The sequence below is a fragment of the Pontimicrobium sp. IMCC45349 genome (genome assembly GCF_047219225.1).
Lineage (GTDB): Bacteria > Bacteroidota > Bacteroidia > Flavobacteriales > Flavobacteriaceae > IMCC45349.
Window position 1 is genome coordinate 859,009 of sequence record NZ_CP178208.1, and the last position, 21,599, is coordinate 880,607.

At 31.7% G+C, this 21,599-nt stretch carries 13 protein-coding genes; 1 reads left to right on the forward strand and 12 read right to left on the reverse strand.

Going from position 1 to position 21,599, the window contains the following annotated elements; genetic code table 11:
• The first annotated feature begins 27 nt into the window (after positions 1-27).
• A complete protein-coding gene (locus ACLII3_RS04060) occupies positions 28-1,311 on the forward strand; it encodes a Pycsar system effector family protein (protein WP_412986678.1) in 1,284 nt (427 codons plus the stop codon).
• Here the strand turns inward: ACLII3_RS04060 and ACLII3_RS04065 are convergent.
• From ACLII3_RS04065 to ACLII3_RS04120, 12 genes are all read right to left on the reverse strand, one after another.
• A complete protein-coding gene (locus ACLII3_RS04065) occupies positions 1,308-3,683 on the reverse strand; it encodes a GAF domain-containing protein (protein WP_412986679.1) in 2,376 nt (791 codons plus the stop codon). The genes ACLII3_RS04060 and ACLII3_RS04065 overlap by 4 nt on opposite strands.
• Positions 3,684-3,791: 108 nt before the next feature.
• Complete coding sequence (locus tag ACLII3_RS04070; protein WP_412986680.1) at positions 3,792-4,256, reverse strand: hypothetical protein; 465 nt, start codon at positions 4,254-4,256, stop codon at positions 3,792-3,794.
• A 15-nt stretch (positions 4,257-4,271) separates the two neighbouring features.
• A complete protein-coding gene (locus ACLII3_RS04075) occupies positions 4,272-6,383 on the reverse strand; it encodes a glycoside hydrolase family 97 protein (protein ID WP_412986682.1) in 2,112 nt (703 codons plus the stop codon).
• 3 nt (positions 6,384-6,386) lie between these two features.
• Positions 6,387-8,075: an alpha-amylase family glycosyl hydrolase gene (locus tag ACLII3_RS04080; RefSeq protein WP_412986683.1), complete on the reverse strand. Its 1,689-nt coding sequence runs from the start codon at positions 8,073-8,075 to the stop codon at positions 6,387-6,389.
• Between the two features lies 1 nt (position 8,076).
• The gene (locus ACLII3_RS04085; protein ID WP_412986685.1) at positions 8,077-9,489 is read right to left on the reverse strand and encodes an alpha-amylase family glycosyl hydrolase; all 1,413 of its coding nucleotides are present in this window, start codon (positions 9,487-9,489) and stop codon (positions 8,077-8,079) included.
• A 3-nt stretch (positions 9,490-9,492) separates the two neighbouring features.
• The gene (locus ACLII3_RS04090) at positions 9,493-12,975 is read right to left on the reverse strand and encodes a TIM-barrel domain-containing protein (RefSeq protein ID WP_412986687.1); all 3,483 of its coding nucleotides are present in this window, start codon (positions 12,973-12,975) and stop codon (positions 9,493-9,495) included.
• 42 nt (positions 12,976-13,017) lie between these two features.
• Positions 13,018-13,992, reverse strand: coding sequence for an alpha/beta hydrolase (locus ACLII3_RS04095; RefSeq protein WP_412986689.1), 975 nt, complete (start codon positions 13,990-13,992; stop codon positions 13,018-13,020).
• The gene (locus tag ACLII3_RS04100; protein WP_412986690.1) at positions 13,992-15,932 is read right to left on the reverse strand and encodes a glycoside hydrolase family 13 protein; all 1,941 of its coding nucleotides are present in this window, start codon (positions 15,930-15,932) and stop codon (positions 13,992-13,994) included. The genes ACLII3_RS04095 and ACLII3_RS04100 overlap by 1 nt, the downstream gene beginning before the upstream one ends.
• Positions 15,933-15,999: 67 nt before the next feature.
• Complete coding sequence (locus ACLII3_RS04105) at positions 16,000-18,306, reverse strand: glycoside hydrolase family 65 protein (protein WP_412986692.1); 2,307 nt, start codon at positions 18,304-18,306, stop codon at positions 16,000-16,002.
• A gap of 1 nt (position 18,307) precedes the next feature.
• Positions 18,308-18,973 carry a beta-phosphoglucomutase gene (gene pgmB / locus ACLII3_RS04110; protein ID WP_412986694.1) on the reverse strand — a complete coding sequence of 222 codons (666 nt, stop codon included), beginning with the start codon at positions 18,971-18,973 and terminating at the stop codon, positions 18,308-18,310.
• Positions 18,966-20,348 (reverse strand): MFS transporter, encoded by a 1,383-nt coding sequence (locus ACLII3_RS04115; protein WP_412986695.1) that lies wholly within the window; start codon positions 20,346-20,348, stop codon positions 18,966-18,968. The genes pgmB and ACLII3_RS04115 overlap by 8 nt, the downstream gene beginning before the upstream one ends.
• 130 nt (positions 20,349-20,478) lie before the next feature.
• Positions 20,479-21,525 (reverse strand): LacI family DNA-binding transcriptional regulator, encoded by a 1,047-nt coding sequence (locus ACLII3_RS04120; RefSeq protein ID WP_412986696.1) that lies wholly within the window; start codon positions 21,523-21,525, stop codon positions 20,479-20,481.
• Positions 21,526-21,599: the final 74 nt, after the last annotated feature.

The following is a 21,599-nucleotide window of genomic DNA, read 5'->3' on the forward strand; positions in this document are numbered from 1 at the left end:
TATTTTTACTAAAACCAATTATAGCATATGAATAATTTAATTGTTGCAACTGAAAAGCATGTTACTTCATTATTAAGGCATGACTTACCTCATACATTTGTGTATCATAACCTAGGTCACACACAACGTGTTGTCAAACACACAAAAGAGCTTATTGAAGGAGAACAGATACAAGAGGAAGATGCTCAATTATTAATTATTGCTGCTTGGTTTCATGATATTGGCTATACAAAAAGCATTGAAAATCATGAAGAAAAAGGTGTTGAAATGGCTCGTGAGTTTCTTCAATCTCAAGAAGCAGATAATACCCTTATAGAAAAAGTGTCTCGCTTAATTATGGCAACTAAAATGAAGCATGACCCAACAACACTTTTAGAAAAAATAATATGTGATGCTGATTGTGCTCATTTTAAGAGTAAAAGTTACTTTGAAATTAGTGAGTTACTACGTAATGAGTGGGAAAGTAATTGTGACAAACATTTTAATGATATTGAATGGACTCAAGAAAACATATCATTCTTTACACAAAACCATAGATTTCACACTTCATTTGCCCTTGAAAATTGGCAAAAAGGAAAAGATAAAAATTTAGCTTCTCTTTTTAAACAATTAAAAAAGCACAAGCAAGAAGATAAAAAAAGTAAGAAAAAAGATGCTGAGCACAAGTTAAAACTAAACAAATCAAAGCTTCCAGAAAGAGGTATTGAAACAATGTTTAGGGTTACTTTAAAAAATCATATAACTCTAAGTAACATTGCTGATACTAAAGCAAATATTTTACTTTCTGTTAATGCTATTATTGTGTCTTTGGTATTGTCAAATTTAGTTTCTAAGCTTGACAACCCTTCTAACGAATATTTAATTGTTCCTACTATAATATTTGTTGCCTTTACCGTAGCATCAATCATTTTATCTATCCTAGCAACTAGACCAAATGTTACTAGTGGTAAGTTTACAAAAGAAGATGTGGCTAATAAAAAAGTAAACTTATTGTTTTTTGGTAATTTCCATAAAATGAAGCTAGATGAGTTTGAATGGGCAATGGGAGAAATGATGCAAGACAGAGATTATCTATACTCTTCAATGAAAAAGGATTTATATTTTCTTGGAAAAGTTTTAGACAAAAAATATAAAATTTTACGACTTACTTATACTGTATTTATGGTTGGTATTATTGTAAGTGTAACTGCTTTTGCTATATCTTTCACAAAGCAACCTGTTCCTCTTAAGCCAAAAGTTTCAACAGAAAAAACTACTGCACTTAAAGCTATAGATGTAGATGTTAAAAATAATTCTTACTACTATTTTTAAGACTTAATTTCTTTCATTAAATCATTGTAAGTATAAAAAGCTTTATCGTCTTTACTTTTATGATAAAGTACGCTTACTCTAATAGCTTTTAACCCAGTTACTGCTTGTAAATCTTGTAATTCAACAATTTCCACATCAGTATCTAAATAGTTTTTAGACTGTAAAAACTTAATATATCTTAAATACTCTAATTCATCTTGTTTTTGAGAGTATACAATGGTAAGCTTCCCTTTATCTGTAATACGTTTATTTGTACCTTTAATAAAGGCTTTATCTACTCGTTTTTTTACAATCTCATAACGTGCATTATAAGTACCATCAACATCAAATTGTTTTTCATCCATTCTAAAACTTATTGATAATGGTTGATTAAATACTAAAATCATTGAAGCTACATCTAATTGAATTGGAAAGTCTGATTGCATTTGGTAGTAAGCATTTTCCATCTCACACATAATTTGCAATTGCCATAACCTAAGATTATATAGATACACTGGATTAAAACTATCTTCTTTAGTAATAGACTCTCCTATGTACATATTATGCTCGACACCATCAGTTTTAAAACGTTCAAAATAATGTGGATACATTTTTTGCGCGTCCTCTTGCTTTTTATCAAGTAAATAAGCCATCTCTTTATTAATTAAAGTTATGGTGTCATCATATTGTTTTCTATGATTATACAATACATTTACTTTAGTATCTAAACTGCTTGAGTAAACATCAATCTCGCTTTTAAGAGCATCAAAATCATACAAATGATTAAGCATTGGCTCGATATCATTTTCAAGAAAAGCTGCAATTTGTTGTTCACTATCTACTTGAAAGTGTTCTTTTAAGTCCTTTAAGTAATTATCTATTTGATATGTAAATTGCTCATAAATTGGAAGTGCTTCTATTTTTAATGCATTTATTAAAATAGACTTAACAGCAGTTAGTTGTAACGTTAAATCTTTTTTAGTAGCAGAATTCCTAGCCTCTGAAGAACCTTTAATATCTATCTGTCCATATAATGGGTAAATGTTATCAAAAGCTATTTTATTAAAACTAGGCTCCTTACCATTTAAGTCGTCTTTAATAAAATTTCTAGCTTCTTTTTCAAACTTCCAATGTACACTTGGATGAATAGAAGTACATTCTTTTTGAATAATTGCTTCTATTAAATTCTCTTCGTCTTTTTTTGAACGCTCAATAGCTGATATAATAAATGGCATTACATCATCTAATTTGTTAGCATTAATACTATTTAAAACTTTTGGTTTATCAGACACAATTTCAAGAATACCCATTAAACCATCATCATTAGCTATTGGTGCAAAAATAGCACTTTGTACACCTTGCTCATGTAATACCCTTATATGTGGTGCTTCGCCTTTAGAAAGCTCAAATAAACGTTCAACATTAGATATAGTAAAATATTTATGCTCTTTTAAAAGTCTATTATACGACCATTCACACAATGAATCAGAACAACTCGCACTCTCTAAATTATTTAGTAAATAACTGTTCATTCCTACTCCATACACATGCTCAAACCCATCTTCTTCTTGATTATAAATAGAAAAACCAACCTTAATATCTTTTATACCAAGTAACGACCTAAAAATTTCATGGAATTGATCCATAAAACCTTCCTCTTTCCTCTTGTCTTCTCCAATTAAAGTTGTTTTTATATTAGATATAGATTGATCATCAGTAACATCAAACATATTAGAAATCACAAAACCCTTAAAAATATAACTATTAGGAGGGAATTTTTCTTTCCATATATCTATATTATCAAAGTTATCTAATAATTCATCAAAATCTTCTTGTGTAATTGGCTTAGCTTTATCTGTTGCTATAATTTCAGTAAAATCTGCATTATATAAGATTTTATAATAACGCATGATACCTTCTGCATCAGGAATTTCATAATAAAACGGCCTTTTAAAATTTAAATTATAACCATACAAAAAGTTTAAAATAATTGTACACGCTATAATATACCTATCATCATCAGGCATATTTTTTATTTTCAACTCATAATCTTTACCAGCAGTATTTACAATCTTCTTAAAACGCTCTGATGAATTAAATATGATATTTTCAAAAGGAACAGACGCTGTTTTTATTTCATTATTAGTCAATACCGAACTAAATAAATCCTGCAAAATTACACCTATTTCATTTTTGTATTTATCTAATAAAGAATAATCTGTAAATCCTTCTCTTAACTCAGGGAAATTCTCCTGAGTTCTAAGAACTCTTCTAGCCTTTGCTGCTAAAAACTCGTCATCACTTTTAGCCAATATTTCATACTGTTCAATAAGCTTATTAAAGCTTATTTTTAAAATCATTGGCGATTCTGAAAGGTTGTTCATTGTTGTCATTACCAAAGTAATTTGTATGCAAAGTTAGTAATAATGATTTAGTCGGTAAATGTAAGACTATCTAACAACCGATTTGTTACCGATAAAATGTTAAATTTTTTAGTGTTTTTAAAAACCTAAATGTCCATAAGTCCAATTAATGCCATCACTTATAAAAATGAGTGTTTTTGTAACTGCTCCAGTGGTTGCACAATCTGCATTCATTGTAATTGGCTCAGTGCTTGCAGTTCTACTGTTTCCCGCAAAGAAAGATCCAGATACAGAATAAATGTATGCGTCATCACAATCCTTTACATTTCTTAAAATATATATCCTTCCTGGAAACAAGGCTGCATCTGGTAATTCAAAATCATTCCCATTATTTACAGCTCCATTATTAGGTTTAAGGTTTATGTAAACACCATCATCTATATTTGCCTTGTTTGCAAAGTTTCCTCCTTCGACATCTACCACTTTGAGTGATAAGTTTCCGTTAACATCTAAAGTACTTTGGGGGTTTGTAGTTCCTATTCCTACCTGACCATAACTTAATTGCAGAAAGAATAAAACAAGTACAAATACAGTTGATTTCATTTTACATATGTTTAGTTATTTAACAATTAGACTAATAGCTACACCTCCACCTTCGGCTAAATTTAAATTTAAATTAGATGAGCTTGTAACTTCAACTTGCTCTATTTCAAATGCAGTCGGATTATCATTCCAATGTGCATCCTTAGCATCTTTATATATGGTTGCCAAATAAGTTTTTCCTTCTTTTAAAAAATCTAAAGAAATTTCTAATTTTCTAGCATTTTCATCTGTAATACTACCTAAAAACCAGTTTCCTGTTTCACGTTCTTCTCTCGCAATCGTGACATAATCACCAACTTCTCCATTTAAAACTTTAGTTTGCTTCCAATCTACTCCAACATCTTTAATGAATTGTAAAGCTGTTGGGTTTGCTTCATAATGCTCAACTAAGTCAGCAGCCATTTGCACAGGACTATAAATAACCACATACAATGCTAATTGCTGCGCAAGCGTTGTATTTACCTGATTTTCGGTTTTGTATTCATTAAACTTAATATTGAAAATTCCAGGAGTATAATCAATTGGTCCAGCGAGCATACGTGTAAACGCAACAATTGGTAAATGTTCTGGTGGATTTCCACCATCTGAAGACCACGCATTAAATTCTTGCCCACGTAATCCTTCACGTGAAATAGTATTTGGATACGTACGTCTTAAACCTGTTGCTTTTATTGGTTCGTGAGCATTTATTGCTACTTGATATTTAGCTGCTTTTTCAACAGTATTGTTATACTGATTAACCATGTACTGTCCATGATGATATTCGCCTTTTGGAAGAATTCTACCAACATAACCAGTTTTTACAGCATGCATTTCGTATTTCTGCATTAATGCAAAAGCAGTGTCTTGTTGTTTCTCATAAGTTTCGGTTGCAGCAGATGTTTCATGATGCATAATAATCTCCACATCTTTTGATTTAGCATAAGCTACAACTTCGTCTAAATTGTAATCTGGATAAGGAGTTACGAAATCAAAAACACCTTCTCTTTCTTCAAAACCAATCCAATGTTCCCAACCTGTATTCCATCCTTCAACTAAAACCCCTTTAATATTGTTTTTTGCTGAAAAATCAATGAAACGTTTTACGTTTTCAGTAGTAGCTCCATGACGTCCATGAGCTTTTCCTGTATCAACCCAATTTCCGTTTTCATCCTTTGTCATTCCATAATCCCAAGAGGATTTCCCAAGATGCATTTCCCACCAAACTCCTGTATATTTCATTGGTGTAAACCATGACATATCTTGAATTTTACTTGGTTCGTTTAGATTTACTATTAAATTAGATTCTATTAAATCTGGAGCATTATCAGCAATTTGAATAGTTCTCCAAGGTGTTTTGAAAGGTAGCTTTCTTTTTACCTTATATCCTGTATTTTCTGAACCAACTAGAATGCTTTCCAAACTTAAATTTTCAGTATCTACACCTAAAGTCATTCCCGAATAATTAACCAAACCTGCTTCATGAAAACTTAAATGCAATCCATTTTCTCCAACCAAAGTAACTGGTGTATTTACAGCATTATTTGGAATATGTGTTTGTGCTAAGTTCTTGTGATTAGCAAATTGCAAAGCATCAACTTCTGAGAGCTTTGTAGTATTATACAAATGCTCGTAAATATCCCAATCTCCAGGAGTCCAAAATGTTTTATAATCTTGTGTAAGATTGAATTGTGTTTTTTCTTCTTTAATTAAAGCTTCTGTCCAGCCATCTTGTTGTTGGAATTCATACCTAAATCCAATACCATCGTCATGAACTCTAAAAGTTACATTAACACTTCTGTCAGTCCCTTTTTCAACTAAAAACACAATTAATTCATTGTATTTATTTTCTACTTCTAACTGTTCTCCCCAAGGCATTTCCCAAGAATCTTTTTTTGCAACAGTTCCGAATGCTTTCAATTCTAAATTATCTTTTATTGGTTTGGAATCGACAAATTCAAACCCCAAAAACGAAGTATCAACTACAACTTTATTTTTAAATAACACTTGATATGTTGGCTCACCCTCTTCGGTTAAATTAAAGTTTACTGTTATTGCTTTATTAGGCGAACTTACTGATGCCTGTTTTAATGGTGAGCTACAAGCAAAACAAGTAATAAGAATTAATAATGCTATTTTTAGTTTCATGGTTTATTTTTGTGTTAGTTTTTCTAATAAAATAACACCTTCATATGTATCAATAACTACAGTGCCATTCATAACAGTATACCTTACTCCTGAATAGAAATCATTTAATACTTCTCCATCTTTAAACATGGCAGACACATCAATAGCAACTGGTGTTTTATGGGGGAAATCTAACCCAGCAACTACTACATCGTGATAATCACCTTTAATGTAGCTTCTTGAAAATATATATGGACTCTCAGAAATTACTTCGTGTTTTCCTGCTCCAATTGCTGGATGGTTATTTCTAAACTGACCTAATTTTTGCCAGTGAATTAAAATATCTTGTTTGTAAGGCATTTCATTCCAATTCATGTTTGAACGTAATGTTGCATCTCCAACTGTACCTTCAATAACTAAAGAACGTGCTAGTTCATCGCCATAATAGATTTGTGAAGCTCCAGGTGATAACAATAATTTATTAGCTGTTTCATATGTTTTTTCACGTTTTGGATCGAATGGTTGACCATCGTCATGTGAGCTCAAATAGTTTAAAACACCAAAATCTTTTAAGTCTGTTTGTAATGCATTATCATATTTGGCAAAAAAGTCTTGAATTGGCATTTGAGCTGCATTCCACTTAAATTCAAAATTGATTTGACTAGTAAACATATTGTCAAAATAGTTAACTTCTTTATCTCCAAAATTGAATAGTTTTCCACCAGAAATTCCATAGTTATAAACTTCACCAACTAGATAGAAGTCATTCTCATCTAATACTTTATCTGGATTGCTCTTTTTATATTCTAAAAAGGCATAGTCACATTCTTTTTTGAATTCTTCCCAAACGTATTCTTCAGTATGTTTTACTGTATCACATCTGTAACCATCAATTCCGAATTCAGTAATGTAATCTGTTAACCATTTCATGATGTAGAAACGTGGTGCTCGAGGATGTCCTGTTCTTTTAAAAAATGCATCTAATTCAGCAACTTCTTGCTCATAACGACCTTCTGCTTTCCATTTTTCAACTAATTGAGGAGGTAACTCAACTGCATCGTTGCTTTCAGTTTTAATATCTGGTAAGTTTTTTACCAATGTGCATGTGATAGTATTTTCGTAATTATCATATTTACATTGAGGCTCTGTACGAACCCAATCACTTGGCCAAACAGGATCTTTCTCTGTAACTGGTCCTGTGTGATTGATTACAGCATCTAAAACAATTCGAATGTCTTTTTTGTGTGCTTCTTCAACTAATTCTTTTAAATCTTCTTTAGTACCATAATTTGGATCAATCTTTGTCCAATCTTTTGTCCAATAACCATGAAAACCATAGGTGTTTCCTGTGCCTTCATCTGTTGCTCCATGAATTTGCTCTACAATTGGTGTCATCCAAATGGCATTGACTCCTAAATTGGTAAAGTAACCTTCTTTAATTTTTTGAGTCACACCTTTAATATCACCACCTTCAAAACCACGAAGTTTACCTGTCTCTAAGTTTCTATCAAAGTTGGTATCATTAGCAGTATCACCATTATTGAATCTATCAGTTAATAGGAAGTAAACTGTTGCTGCATGCCAATTGAAAGGTCTATTAACTACTAAAACATTAGTTTCTTGAGTTTTTACAGTTTTCTCGTCTTGGTTTGTTGTTTGATTTTCACAACTTACTATTAATGCTAAAAAAGTGATTAAAAGAATTTGTTTCATATTAGTCAATTAAGATTTTATATTCATAAGGCTTTAAAGTTAGCTTATCTCCACTTTTGAATTCTACTTTAGAATTTGACATATAATCTAAAGCTTTACCTTCTTTCATAGTAACTTGTTGCTCTTCATTAGAGAAATTACCAATAAATGATACTTTCACACCATTTTTTTCTCTAAAGAAGTTAAGCACATTGTCATTATCAGTGTCAACTGTAGTAAAACTAGCAGCTTTTTTTCCTCCATTAAGTGCTGAACTAGTAGTTTTTAATTTACCCAATTTATCTAGTAATTCCCAAGTTGCACCTTTAGTTTTTGGTATAGAATCTTTCTCGAAAAACTTTAATCTGTGACTTAAATCGTATTCTTGTCCTGTGTAAATTAATGGCATTCCAGGTTTAATATAACTCAAAGCAGTCATTAATTCTGAAGCGTCTCCCATTCTTTCTTTAATTGTTCCATTCCAAGAATTTTCGTCATGGTTAGTCACAAAATTCATAAGAATATCATCAGCTTCATAGCGTTCAGATGTTTTGGTCATATAATCCTCGAAATCTTTAATTCCTTTTTCACCTTTTGCCATTGCATTCATTAAATGATGACCATCCCAAGCGTAAGCCATATCAAATAATTCGCCTTTTAGTAATTCTGGTTCCCAAGCTTCAGCTAACATGAATAATTCTTTCTTTGCTCTTAATTGAGGAATCGCTTCTTCCCAGAAATTTGTTGGTACTGAACCAGCAACATCACATCTAAATCCGTCTATTCCTTCTTCAGTAATCCAATACATCATATCAGCTATCATAGCTTTTCTCATGTCTTGATTGTCGTAGTTTAAATCAGCAACATCAGTCCAATCAGTTCCTTCTGGATGAATCACTTTTCCATCCACTTGTGTATAATAATCAGGATTTGTAGTTAACCACGTATGATCCCAACCTGTATGATTAGGCACCCAATCTAATATTACATAGATTCCGTTATCATGAGCTGTTTGCACTAATTCTCTAAAGTCTTCAATAGTTCCAAATTCTGGATTTATCTTCGTGAAATCTGTTACAGCATAATAACTACCTAAATATTTTGCTTGTTCTTCTTCTGGAAATTCTGAAGCAAATTTTCCTCCAGTAGCTTTTCTATTAGTTTTTGAAATTGGAAAAATTGGCATTAACCAAATAACTTTTACTCCTAGTTTTTTTATCTCTGGAATATCCTTTGTGAATTCATCAAAAGTTCCTTCTGGAGAATATTGCCTAATGTTTGCTTCGTATATAATGGCAGTTTCCATCATATCAACTGAAACAGGTTCAATCTCAGTTTTAACTTCCTCTTTTTTCTCAGTTACATCTGTTTTAGTTTGCTCTTTACAAGCTACTAATACTGTGAATACTAAAATGAATGCTAGTAATCGTTTCATTGTTTATTTCTTTAATTTAATTGTCAACTCTATTTTATTTGAGGTATTCCAGGTAATAGGAATTACGATGTTTTTGCCATTATTCACTAAGTAAAATACTCTTCGTTTCCCATTTATCTTTACATGTTTTGGGGTTTCTCCTAAATTATGAATAATTAACCTTATTTCTTTTTGCTCTTTTTCATAATTAACTCCAATTTCAGCTTCAAATTCAAACTCTAAACTTCTATTTTCTTGTTTAAACTCAAATTCTAAAATTTCATAATTACTTTTCTCAAAAGCTTCTTTGGTCAATCCATCATCATTGTATAATTCACGTTTACTTTCCTTAATTGAAGCATCATGATAAAAATGTAAATCGAAATTATTAAACTCGTAATCATCCGTTGATTGCACCAATCTTGCCATTGGTATAAATGCTCCTGCCCTCACATAAGTAGGAATAGAATTGGTTCTTGTTTCAACAAATTTTGTTTGTCCTCCTGAAATTTTTTCATCTGTATAGAAATCAAACCAGTGATTAGTTTTTGGAAAAGTAACTTCTACTTTTTCTTCTTCAGAATTTAAGATTGGAGTTATTAAAAAGTCATTTCCCCAAAGGTATGTTGATGAATTAGTATACAACTCTGCACTAGATTCTTCAAAAAACAGTGGTCGCATTAAAGGCAATCCTTTTTGATTGTTTTCGAATGCTAAATTGTAATTATATGGTAATAATTTGTATCGTAACTCTATACTTTCTTTAGCAAGTTGTTTAGTATTTTCACCTCTAAAAACAGGTTCACTTGCAACATCTTCCTGAGCATGAGGACGATAAATTGGATTGAACACACCATACTGCAACCAACGAGTGTATAGCTCATTATCTAAATTTGGACCAGCAAAACCTCCTAAATCTGAATGCATATAACCTAAACCTTGCATTCCCATTTGGAGTGCAATTTCTGGTTGACTTCTCATTCCTCCCCAAGTTCTGTTTACGTCTCCAGACCAAGGCATCATTCCGTAGCGTTGTGTACCTGAATAACCAGCTCGCATTAAAATAAAAGGTCGTTGATTAGGAAAATCTTTTGCATAACCTTCATACACTAATCTTGCCCAATCATGTCCATAAATATTATGAACTTCATCTGCAGTTCCTGTGTAATGTAATAATTCTGAAGGATGTACTTCAGGTTCTCCTAGGTCTCCCCAAATACCATCAACTCCTAAATCTGCAATGTCTTTATAAATATTCCAAAACCATTTTTCAGCTTTTGATTTGTATATATCTATGAGTCCTGTATTTCCGAAAAAGAATTCATATGTATATGGATTACCTATTGAATCTTTAGCTAAAATATCTTCTTTAACGGCTTCTTCCCAACGATTAGAGGTTGTCAATACAAAAGGCTCAGTAATAACAACTGTTTTTACACCTTTTTGCTTTAAGTTAGATGTCATGGCTTTAAAATCTGGAAAAGAATCTTTGTAAACTTCCAAATTCCCCATGGTTCCTTGAACATCTTTTCCAAACCAATACAAGTCTAAAATAATAGCATCTACAGGAATGTTTTCTTGCTTGAATGCGTCAATAGTTCTTTCTGTTTCAGCTTGTGAATGGTAACCAAATCGACTTGAAAAATTACCTAAAGCCCAACGTGGTGGCATTGGTTGTTTTCCTGTTAAATCTGTATAGTTATCAATTAAATCTTCCCAAGTATCTCCAACAATAACTTGATAGGTTTTACGTCCTGAAATGGTTTCATAAGTCAGTGTATCATCACCTTTACTATCTAAATCTAAATAACCAATTGGAGCATTATCAAAGTGAATCATATATTGATTTGAAGATACAACTATTGGCATTGTATAATTCATTAACAGTGAACGTTCTTCATAACCATAATGTGCTTTATTATACAATTGCAATCTATTTCCACGACGATTCATTCCAAGTGCTCTTGCTCCTCCTCCAAATAAAATTTCATCTTCGGCTAAGTTGAGAGAAATGGCTTCGCCAACTTCGGTTTTGTGATAGCCTCTTTTTTCTGAAGTGATTAATTTATCAGCATTGTGATATAAAATTTGAAATGGAGATTTAATAATCGTTACAGATATATTATGCGTATTCAAACGATAAATTTCTTCACCACTAGCAATTTTACCTTCATAAATTTGAGGACGATATTGAAGGTAAGGTTCATTAATCACAGCATGACTATCTTTATTAAATTCTTCTCCATTAGGAATGAATGACGTTTCAACAATTTCATCTGAATAAAATTTGATGTGATATTCGCCATCTGACACTTTGACTAAGATTCCATTTTCAGTTTCTTCTGCATTAACAAAAGTTCTTACTGGCTTTGTAAAATCAAATAACCAAAGAATTGCTTCTTCAAAATTCTCTCGCCATAATTGCTCGTTATGCTGACCTTCTTCAACTACTTTTCGATGTATGTTATCAGAATTGAATCCTGAATCTTTCATTACTTGCAGCATTCTGTTCATATTAGGAACAGCTTTTTCACTTTCGCGTCCTCCCATTAAGAAAAATATACGATTATTAGCTTGTTTACTTTTTTGTTTTGCCAAATCATAGGCTTCTTCAGACACCCAAAATGATGGTGAAAATACACCTGCCTTCCCAAATACATTTGAATACTCTAAAGCAATATAATGACTAATCAATCCTCCAAGAGAACTCCCAATGATTGCTGTGTTATCTTTATCTTTTAGCGTTCTAAAATTCTCATCGATATAAGGCTTTAATGTTTCAACTAAAAAACGTGCATAATCTTTTCCTTGTGTGCTTTCAATTCGTGGAAAGTTATATGGAATGTATTCTTTTGTTCTATTTTCTTCACCATGATCAATAGCTACAACAATAGCACTAAAATTAGCATCGTAGTATAAATTGTTAAGCGTTTCATCTACTTCCCATTCACCAGCATATGAGGTTTTAACATCAAATACATTTTGACCATCATGCATATAAATAACAGGGAAGTTTTCATTTGAAGCTTCGTAATTAGGAGGTAGATAAATTTGAACTTTTCTTGTTGTGTTTAACTGAGGAATTTCAAATTCTTCAGAAATAACCTGAACATTTTTATGAGCTGTAGATAGTACAACATCTTCAATGTCTCCTGTCCAACTTTCTATAGATACATAAACTGTATCTTTTCCATCTTCACAAGAATACGTTCTGTTTTCAATACTAACTCCATCAGCATCCATTTCAACTGAAGCCCAAGAGCCAAGTGTGAATTTGTATAAAATATTACAAGGAATATCAGTTAAAGTAATTTGGTAAGTATCATCAACTTTGTTTAGTTGCAATTCTTCTCGTCCTCCTGACCATCCTTCGAAACTTCCAGAAATATATAATGACTCATTGAAATTGTGATTATCGGGTAGGTCGTTTACAACAAATGTTACTTGAGCTAATAATGCTTGAGTAAACAGAAAACTTAGAATTAAAAGTATATTTATTTGTTTCATTTTTTCGTTATTGAGATGCTTCGACAAGCTCAGCATGACAACTTATTTTTTCATTAAAAAGGTTAATGGAATATCTAAACGTTTTGCCCAAGAAATCTCATCATGTGCATGTCCTTCAAACTTCAGGTTTCTTGAATTGGATTTATCAAATCCTTTAAGTTTTAACAACTCATCAACTCTATGTTGATATGGTAAATAAAATTTATCTAAGGTTGCAGTTCCGTAATCAAAATATACTTTGTGTGTTTTAGGAGAAGGTAACTTTTCTTCTAAATACTTAAAAAATGTCTCTGGAATTGGGTTCCCTTCATAAGGTGTAATTCCAGGCCAATGAGTTGATAAGCATGCTGCACCTCCAAAAACATTTGGATATTCACATAATGCATACATAGAGATTAATCCTCCCATACTTGAACCTGAAATAAAGGTGTTCTGAGTATCTGTTTTTACCGAATAATTTGCATCGATATAAGGTTTTACCTCTTCAACTATAAACTTTAAATAACTATCAGAGTCTGGTGATTTAAAATCGCTTCCATATTGTTTCTTAGCAACATTAACTATTGAATCTCTATATTTTTGTGGTAATGATTCAAAAGGTTTTTGAGGATAGTAATTAGGATGTCTAATATCTGCATGATTCCACATAGCAACAACAATAAAATCTAGAGTTTTTTGGTCTTTCATTAATTGTGAAGCCACTTCATCTACTTTCCATTCTTGTTTATTCCAAGTGGTTGTAGCATCAAATAACATTTGTCCATCGTGCATATATAAAACTGCATATTTTTTGTCTTTGGAATAACCTTCAGGTAACCAAACATCCACATTTCTTGGTCGAACATATTCTGAAGGAAACTCAATAACTCGTTTTATTGTTCCGCTAGATAGATTGATGCTATCTAAATCTTCTGCTACAATTTGTAGTTCTTGAACCTGCTTTTCAACTTCTTTTTTTTCTTGTCCTTTGCAGTTTAACATTGTTACTGCAACAAGGAATAACATGAATTTTTTCATTACAGTTTTGTTGTTAGAATAGTTATTCCTTTTTCGTTTAATGTTATTGAATCATTCCAGGTGAATTCTTCATCTGAAATAATGTTTTTTAATTTTTTACCTTCTAGACCAATTTCAGAATAGCGTTTTAAATCTAAAGTAATTGGTTCTTCATTTTTGTTTATTATTACTGCTACAACTTCATCTTCTAGCATTCTAAACAAGATATAAGTTCCCATAAATGGTGCAAAATGAATGGTTTCTCCATCATGAATTGCAGTACTATTTTTTCGATAATTAAGTATCCGCTTCATGAAATCTTGCATGCTTTTTTGATCTTCTGTTAAACCTTCTCCAGTAAATGCATTGACCTTATCACCTTTCCAGCCTCCTGGAAAATCAGTTCTAATTAATCCATGATCTCCAGGATTTGAAGTATCATCCATTAAGATTTCGGTTCCATAATATACTTGAGTAATTCTTGGTAAAGACAGCATATAACCCATTGCCATTTTTGTTAAAGTTGCATCTTCTCCAAACTCAGTAAACACACGACTTTTATCATGGTTATCCATAAAAGCCATCATGTCATTTGGCGTTGTATAAATGAAGTCATTTGCTAAGCCTTCATACATTTTCACTAATCCTTTATCCCAAGACTCTTTTTCTTTTAAACCTTCTTTAATAGCTTTTATCATTGGGAAATCCATAGCAGAAGTTAAGTTAGATTCGTAACCATCTTTATTTGGATGTCCTGTTTGCCAATAAGCAACTAATAATGGATTATAGCTCCATTCTTCACCAACAATAGAAAAGTTTGGATACTCACTCATAATAGCTCCAGCCCAATCTGCCATAAATGCTTTGTCTGGATAAGGATACGTATCTTGACGAATACCTCCTAAATCTAAGGTTTCAATCCACCAAATACTATTCTGAATAATGTATTTAGCCATGAATGGATTGCGTTGATTTAAATCTGGCATTGCAGCTACAAACCAACCATCTGTATTTCCACTTCTATCGCTTTCTGAAGCATAGAAATCTTGATTTGTAGTACGTCGATGATTAGAGTTTATATTTGTTTCCCAATTCCAATTATCAATATTGTCTTCGTAATTTTTTTGGTTATTTACCCAATCATCAAAAGGTAAATCTTTCATCCACCAATGTTCTAATCCGCAATGATTAGCAACTTGATCCATGATTAAACTCATGCCTTTTTCTTTGAGTGAAAAGGACAACTCTTTATAATCATCCATAGTCCCAAAACGTGGATCTACTTGATAATAATCTGTAATTGCATAACCATGATATGAACCATCATACATGTCATTAATCAAAACAGGAGTTGGCCAAATGGCTGTATAACCTAAATCGTGAATATAATCTACATGGTTAATAATTCCTCTTAAGTCTCCTCCATGTCTTTTATAACCATGAGTTCTATCAATCAATGTTTCGTTAAGTCCTTGAACAATATCATTAGATTCATCACCATTTGCAAAACGATCTGGAGTGATTAAGAAAATAGCATCTGAACTATCAAAACCAAAATATTCATCTGAAGCTTTCACTCTATCTTTTAGTTCGTAAGTATGCGTTTTTTCTTCACCATTCTCTTTCTTAAACACAATATCAAATTTTCCTGCTTTTGTGTTATTTGCTATTTGTAAATCAATAAACAAGTAGTTTTTACTTTTTGCTGTATGTACTTTATCAATTGAAATGCCAGAATAATTTATTTCTGGTGTATAACTTCCAATATTATCTTCTTTTACTAATAATTGAAGTGCTTGATCTTTAAAACCTATCCACCAATGTGGTGGTTCTACTTTATCGAGTGAAGTGTTTGACACTACAACTTGTGTTGTTTCTGATATGCTTGAATTTGTTTCTGTTTTACATGAAAACAAACAAATAACATATAAGCAAATGAAAATTTTTAATAAAGTTTTCATCTGAAAAAGAATTAAGTTAATACAAAAACTACAAATTAGAAACTTCTCTAATTTGTAGTTTACTTATTTATACAGTTACTGCCTTACTTGGTGTAATTGTTAGTAATTTATCGTTTACCAAAATCTGAAGATTATTGGTTCCGTCGATTTCAAAATCTACTCCTTCTTGCGTCACATTTACAGTTAAAACTTGTTGTCTAAAATTAACCTTAAAAGAATAAGCATCCCATTGTTTAGGAATTTGAGGTTTAAATGATAATATATCATCTTTAATTCGCATACCTCCAAACCCTTCAACAATACTCATCCAAGTTCCGGCCATTGAAGTAATATGCAGTCCTTCGTGTACCTCATGATTATAATCATCTAAATCTAATCTAGATGTTCTTAAATAGAATGTATATGCTTGTTCCATCCTACCCAATTTTGCAGCTTGAATACTATGCACACAAGGTGACAATGAACTTTCATGGACAGTGAAAGGTTCATAAAAATCAAAATGACGTTCTAATTCTTTAATTGTAAAATGGTCTTCAAAGAAATAAAATCCTTGAAGCGTATCTGCTTGTTTTATGTAAGGTGAACGTAAAATTCTATCCCAAGACCATTTTTGATTTATTGGTCGATGAGATATATCTAAATCAGCAACAGTAGTCATTTCTTTATCTAAAAAACCATCTTGTTGTAAGTAAACGTCATGTTCTTTAGAATAAGGATAGTACATATTATCTGCTACTTTTTTCATCGCAACTATCTCATCTAGATCAAGATTGACTTTAGCCATAATTCGAGAATAGTCTGAAGCATATTCAATCTTTACTTTCTCAATATTTTCTACCGCATAATCAATACACCATTTGGCAATATAGTTGGTGTAAAAATTGTTATTTACATTGTTTTCGTATTCATTTGGACCAGTAACACCAAGAATTACATATTTATTTCTATAAGTTGAAAATGTTGCTCTTTGATGCCAAAATCTTGCAATTGCGATTAATACTTCTAATCCTTTTTCAGGAATATAAGTATAATCTCCTGTATAACGATGGTAGTTATAAATTGCAAATGAAATAGCGCCATTACGATGAATTTCTTCAAAAGTAATTTCCCATTCGTTATGACACTCTTCTCCATTCATTGTTACCATTGGATATAAAGCAGCACCATTTTTAAAACCTAATTTTCCGGCATTTTCAATAGCTCTATCTAATTGGTTATACCTGTAGGTTAATAAGTTTCTAGCAACCTCTTGGTCTTTTGTAGCCATGTAAAAAGGAATACAATAAGCTTCGGTATCCCAATAAGTACTTCCCCCATACTTTTCGCCTGTAAACCCCTTAGGCCCAATGTTTAAATTAGGGTCGGTTCCTAAATAAGTTTGGTTTAAATGAAAAATATTAAATCTAATTCCTTGCTGCGCTTCTACATCACCAGAAATTGTAATATCTGCCATTTCCCAAATTTTGGCCCAAGATTGTTTTTGCATTTCTAACAAAGTATCAAACCCTAAATTTGTAGCTTTATTAACTGCATTTTTAGCTGCTTGTACTAAATCTAGCTTATTGTGATTTCTATCAGAGGTATAACCACCAAACTTAACAATAGTAAATGATTGACAGCATTCAACATCAGCTTGATAAGTAAACCCTATTCTATTTTCTGTTTGATTAATTTCAAAGTCTAAGTTTTGAACCTGATTATCAATAAATAATTGAGATTTCATAAATGTATTAGTATGAAACTCAGTTTTCATTGTATTTGCTTGAATAGACGCAAAATCCTTATCATGATTTACTTTTGTAACATTCCAGAATTTATCATCCCAATTAGAATCTTCATTTGTAATTCCAGCATCTATATAAGGTTCTAATGTTATATTAGCATTTGTATTTAAAGGCTTAACACTATATTTTATAGCACCAATCTCATCCAAATCTAAACTTAAAAAGCGTTTGGATTGCACCTCAACTTCGTTTCCATTATTAAGAGTTGCAACAAAACTTCGGGATAACCAACCTTCTTTCATATTAAGTTCTCTCCTAAAATCTTTAACACTCTTACAAGTATTCAAATCAAGTTGCTCTCCATTAACTTTAACATTAATGCCTATCCAATTTGGAGCATTTAAAACTTTTGCAAAATACTCTGGATAGCCATTTTTCCACCAACCAACTTTTGTTTTATCGGGATAATACACACCAGCAATGTAACTTCCTTGAAATGTTAATCCTGAATAGGATTCTTCAAAGTTTGCTCTTTGTCCCATTGCTCCATTACCTATACTAAATAGACTTTCGGAAGATTCAACTTGATTAGCATCAAACCCTTCCTCTATCACTGACCATTCATTAGGCTTTATATAATCTTGATTCATTTTACGCTTTATCTATATTCATTAATTCATTTAAAAATGTGTTGTTCATTTGTGTAAAATCTGTAAACACATTATCCGCTTCATTTAAAACTGTTTTTTCTCCAATACCAATACTTATCATACCTGCACTATTTGCAGCTTGAATACCTGCAACAGCATCTTCAAATACTACACAGTCATGAGAATTAACTCCTAATTGCTCTGCAGCTATTAAAAACACTTCAGGATTTGGCTTTGCCTTAGTAACATTGTTCCCATCAACAATTGTATCAAAGTATGGTAACAATCCTACTTTTTCTAAAATTGGTTTAGCATTTTTGCTTGCAGAGCCTAAAGCTATTGGTTGATTTTTTTCTTTTAAATAATCTAAAACCCTAGATACATCTGGAAGAATTTCAGATGCATCCATGTTTTCTATATACTTAAGATAATCTACATTTTTTTCAATCATCCAAGTATCAAATTGTTCTTGAGTAGCCTCTATTTTCCCAATGTCCAAAAGAATCTCTAAACATCTTTTTCGACTTACTCCTTTAAACATTTCATTTTGTTCTACCGTAAACTCAAACCCTAAATCGTTAGCTAATTTTTTCCAAGCTAAATAATGATACTTTGCTGTATCTACTATAACACCATCTAGGTCGAATATGAATCCTTTTTTATTCATCGGTTGTTTCTAATTGATATGAAATAGCCGATTTATTAGTAATTAAAAAATTACATAAACCAGCAATAATTAAACTTCCTCCAGCAACTAACATTGCGTTAATTGCTCCTTCTCCTATTAATCCAGATACATAGTTAATTCCACCAAGTGCAGCTATTATTTGTGGTATTACAATAAACATATTGAAAATCCCCATAAACATTCCCATTTTATTAGGGTCAACTGAACTTGACAACATAGCATATGGCATTGACAAAATACTTCCCCAAGCTAAACCAATCAACATAAAACAGTACTTTAGGTTTTCTGGATTAGAGATATAATACATTGCTATAAACCCTAAACCACCTAGTATTAATGACACCATGTGTACGTATTTTCTGTTGATTTTTCTTTTTGAAGTATAAAACGTTAAAAGCAAAGCAAAAGCCATTGAAGACAATCCATAAGCTCCCATTGCTGAACCAACTAAATTAGAAGATTTTTGAAACGAAGTGTTAGCTATATCGTAAGCTTCTTTTTGTGCTGGCACAGACATATTATATGCCGTTTCTACAGGAACTGGTGTATTAAATATATGCTCTGTTAACGCAGGATTTGCCATACTCCACATTGTAAAAAATGCAAACCATGAAAAAAACTGAATAACTCCAAGTTTTTTCATTGTTGTAGGCATATTCCCGATATTATTTACTATGTCTGGAATAAATTGATTTTTTCTTTGTTTTTCTTTTTCAAAAGCTTCCATATCCTCTGGAGGATACTCTGTTGTAGTAAAAATTGTATATAAAATACTAACTAAAAAAACAAAAGCACCTATTGCAAAAGCAACTTTTACAGACATTGGAACTACTCCTACATCGGCAGAATCACTAACTCCTAACTGAGATACCATCCAAGGTAAATTACTTGCTATCCAAGTACCTATACCAATGATTAACGTTTGGACAACAAAACCATAAGACCTTTGTGATTCTGGTAATTTATCAGCAACTAAAGCCCTAAAAGGCTCCATCGAAATATTAATTGATGCATCTAAAATCCATAAAAATCCTGCTGCCATCCATAAAGCAGAAGAATGCGGCACAAAAAATAATGCTATTGAACTTAATATTGCTCCAATTAAAAAATAAGGTCTACGCCTTCCTAATTTTGGATGCCATGTTCTGTCACTCATGTAACCAATAATTGGTTGTACAAGTAAACCTGTTAGAGGAGCTGCAATCCACAACAATGGAATATCATCGTGACTAGCACCTAACGTTTGAAAAATTCGTGACATAAAGCCTCCTTGGAGGGCAAAACCGAACTGTATCCCTAGAAATCCAAAACTCATGTTCCAGATTTGCCAGAAACTTAGCTTGCGCTTTTCCATAAATAGTATGTTTAAATTAATACTATTTCGACAAGCGGAAAGGCTCATCAAAACTTGTTGTGAAAAGTAAAAATATAAGTTTTGACTGCCGTAAAGGTATAAAAGTTTTCGTTACCTCAAACTATTTTTTTTATTTAGTAGACTCTCTTTCTACCAATTCGGTAGTAATAACAACGGTTTGATAGCTTTCATTTTCATACTCATTTTCATCTTCAATACGTTGAATTAATAACTCAGCAGCTTTTTCACCCATAGCTATAGCATGTTGGCTAACTGTTGTTAGACTTGGTGTTGCGTGTCTAGATAAAACACCATCTGTAAAGCCTATTACTTGAAGATCTTCAGGGATTGACAATCCCAATTTTCTAGCTACTTTCATTACAGTAACTGCATATAATTCATTTACAGCAAAAACACCATCAATGTTCTTATTAGCTTTGAACATATTTTCAATTTCTTCTTCTAAAACCTCTAGATGATCTTCTGACAACAGGTTGTCATTTACTTTCAAAATTAAATCTGCCTCAGCATCAATTTTATGTTCTTGCAATGCTTGCAAATAACCTTTGGTTCTCAACTTGCCAACGTTTACATAATCTTTGGTAGAAATCAATGCAATATTTTTACAGCCATTACTTATTAACTTCTCTACTGCATTTTGCGCTCCTTGCATATCATCAACTATAACCTTATCGCATGCTATATCATTAACAATTCTATCAAACATTACAATAGGCATACCTTGATTTATGGTTTCAGAAAAATGATGATAATCCTGCTGCTTAAGTGTTTCTCTTGAAATTGACAATATAAACCCATCTATACTCCCATTAGCTAGCATTTCCATATTAATCACTTCCTTATCAAAAGATTCATTAGACAAGCCGACAATAACATTATATCCTCTAGCATTAGCATACAATTCTATTCCTTTAATAACTTTAGAAAAGAAGTGATGTACAATTTCTGGTATTATTATACCTATAGTTTTAGTACGTCTATTTTTTAAACTAAGCGCAATGTTATTTGGCCTGTAGTTATATAGCTTAGCAAAAGCTTTTACTTTTTCTCTAGTATCTTCACTTATTTCTGTACTATCCTTCAAAGACTTTGATACTGTTGAAATTGAAACATCTAACTCTTTAGCTATTTGTTTTAAGGTTATCTTCTTTTTCATTTAGGAAATTCTTATAATTCTTCGTCAAATTTGATAATAATTCAATTTACAAGCTATATAAATCAATTTTCTTC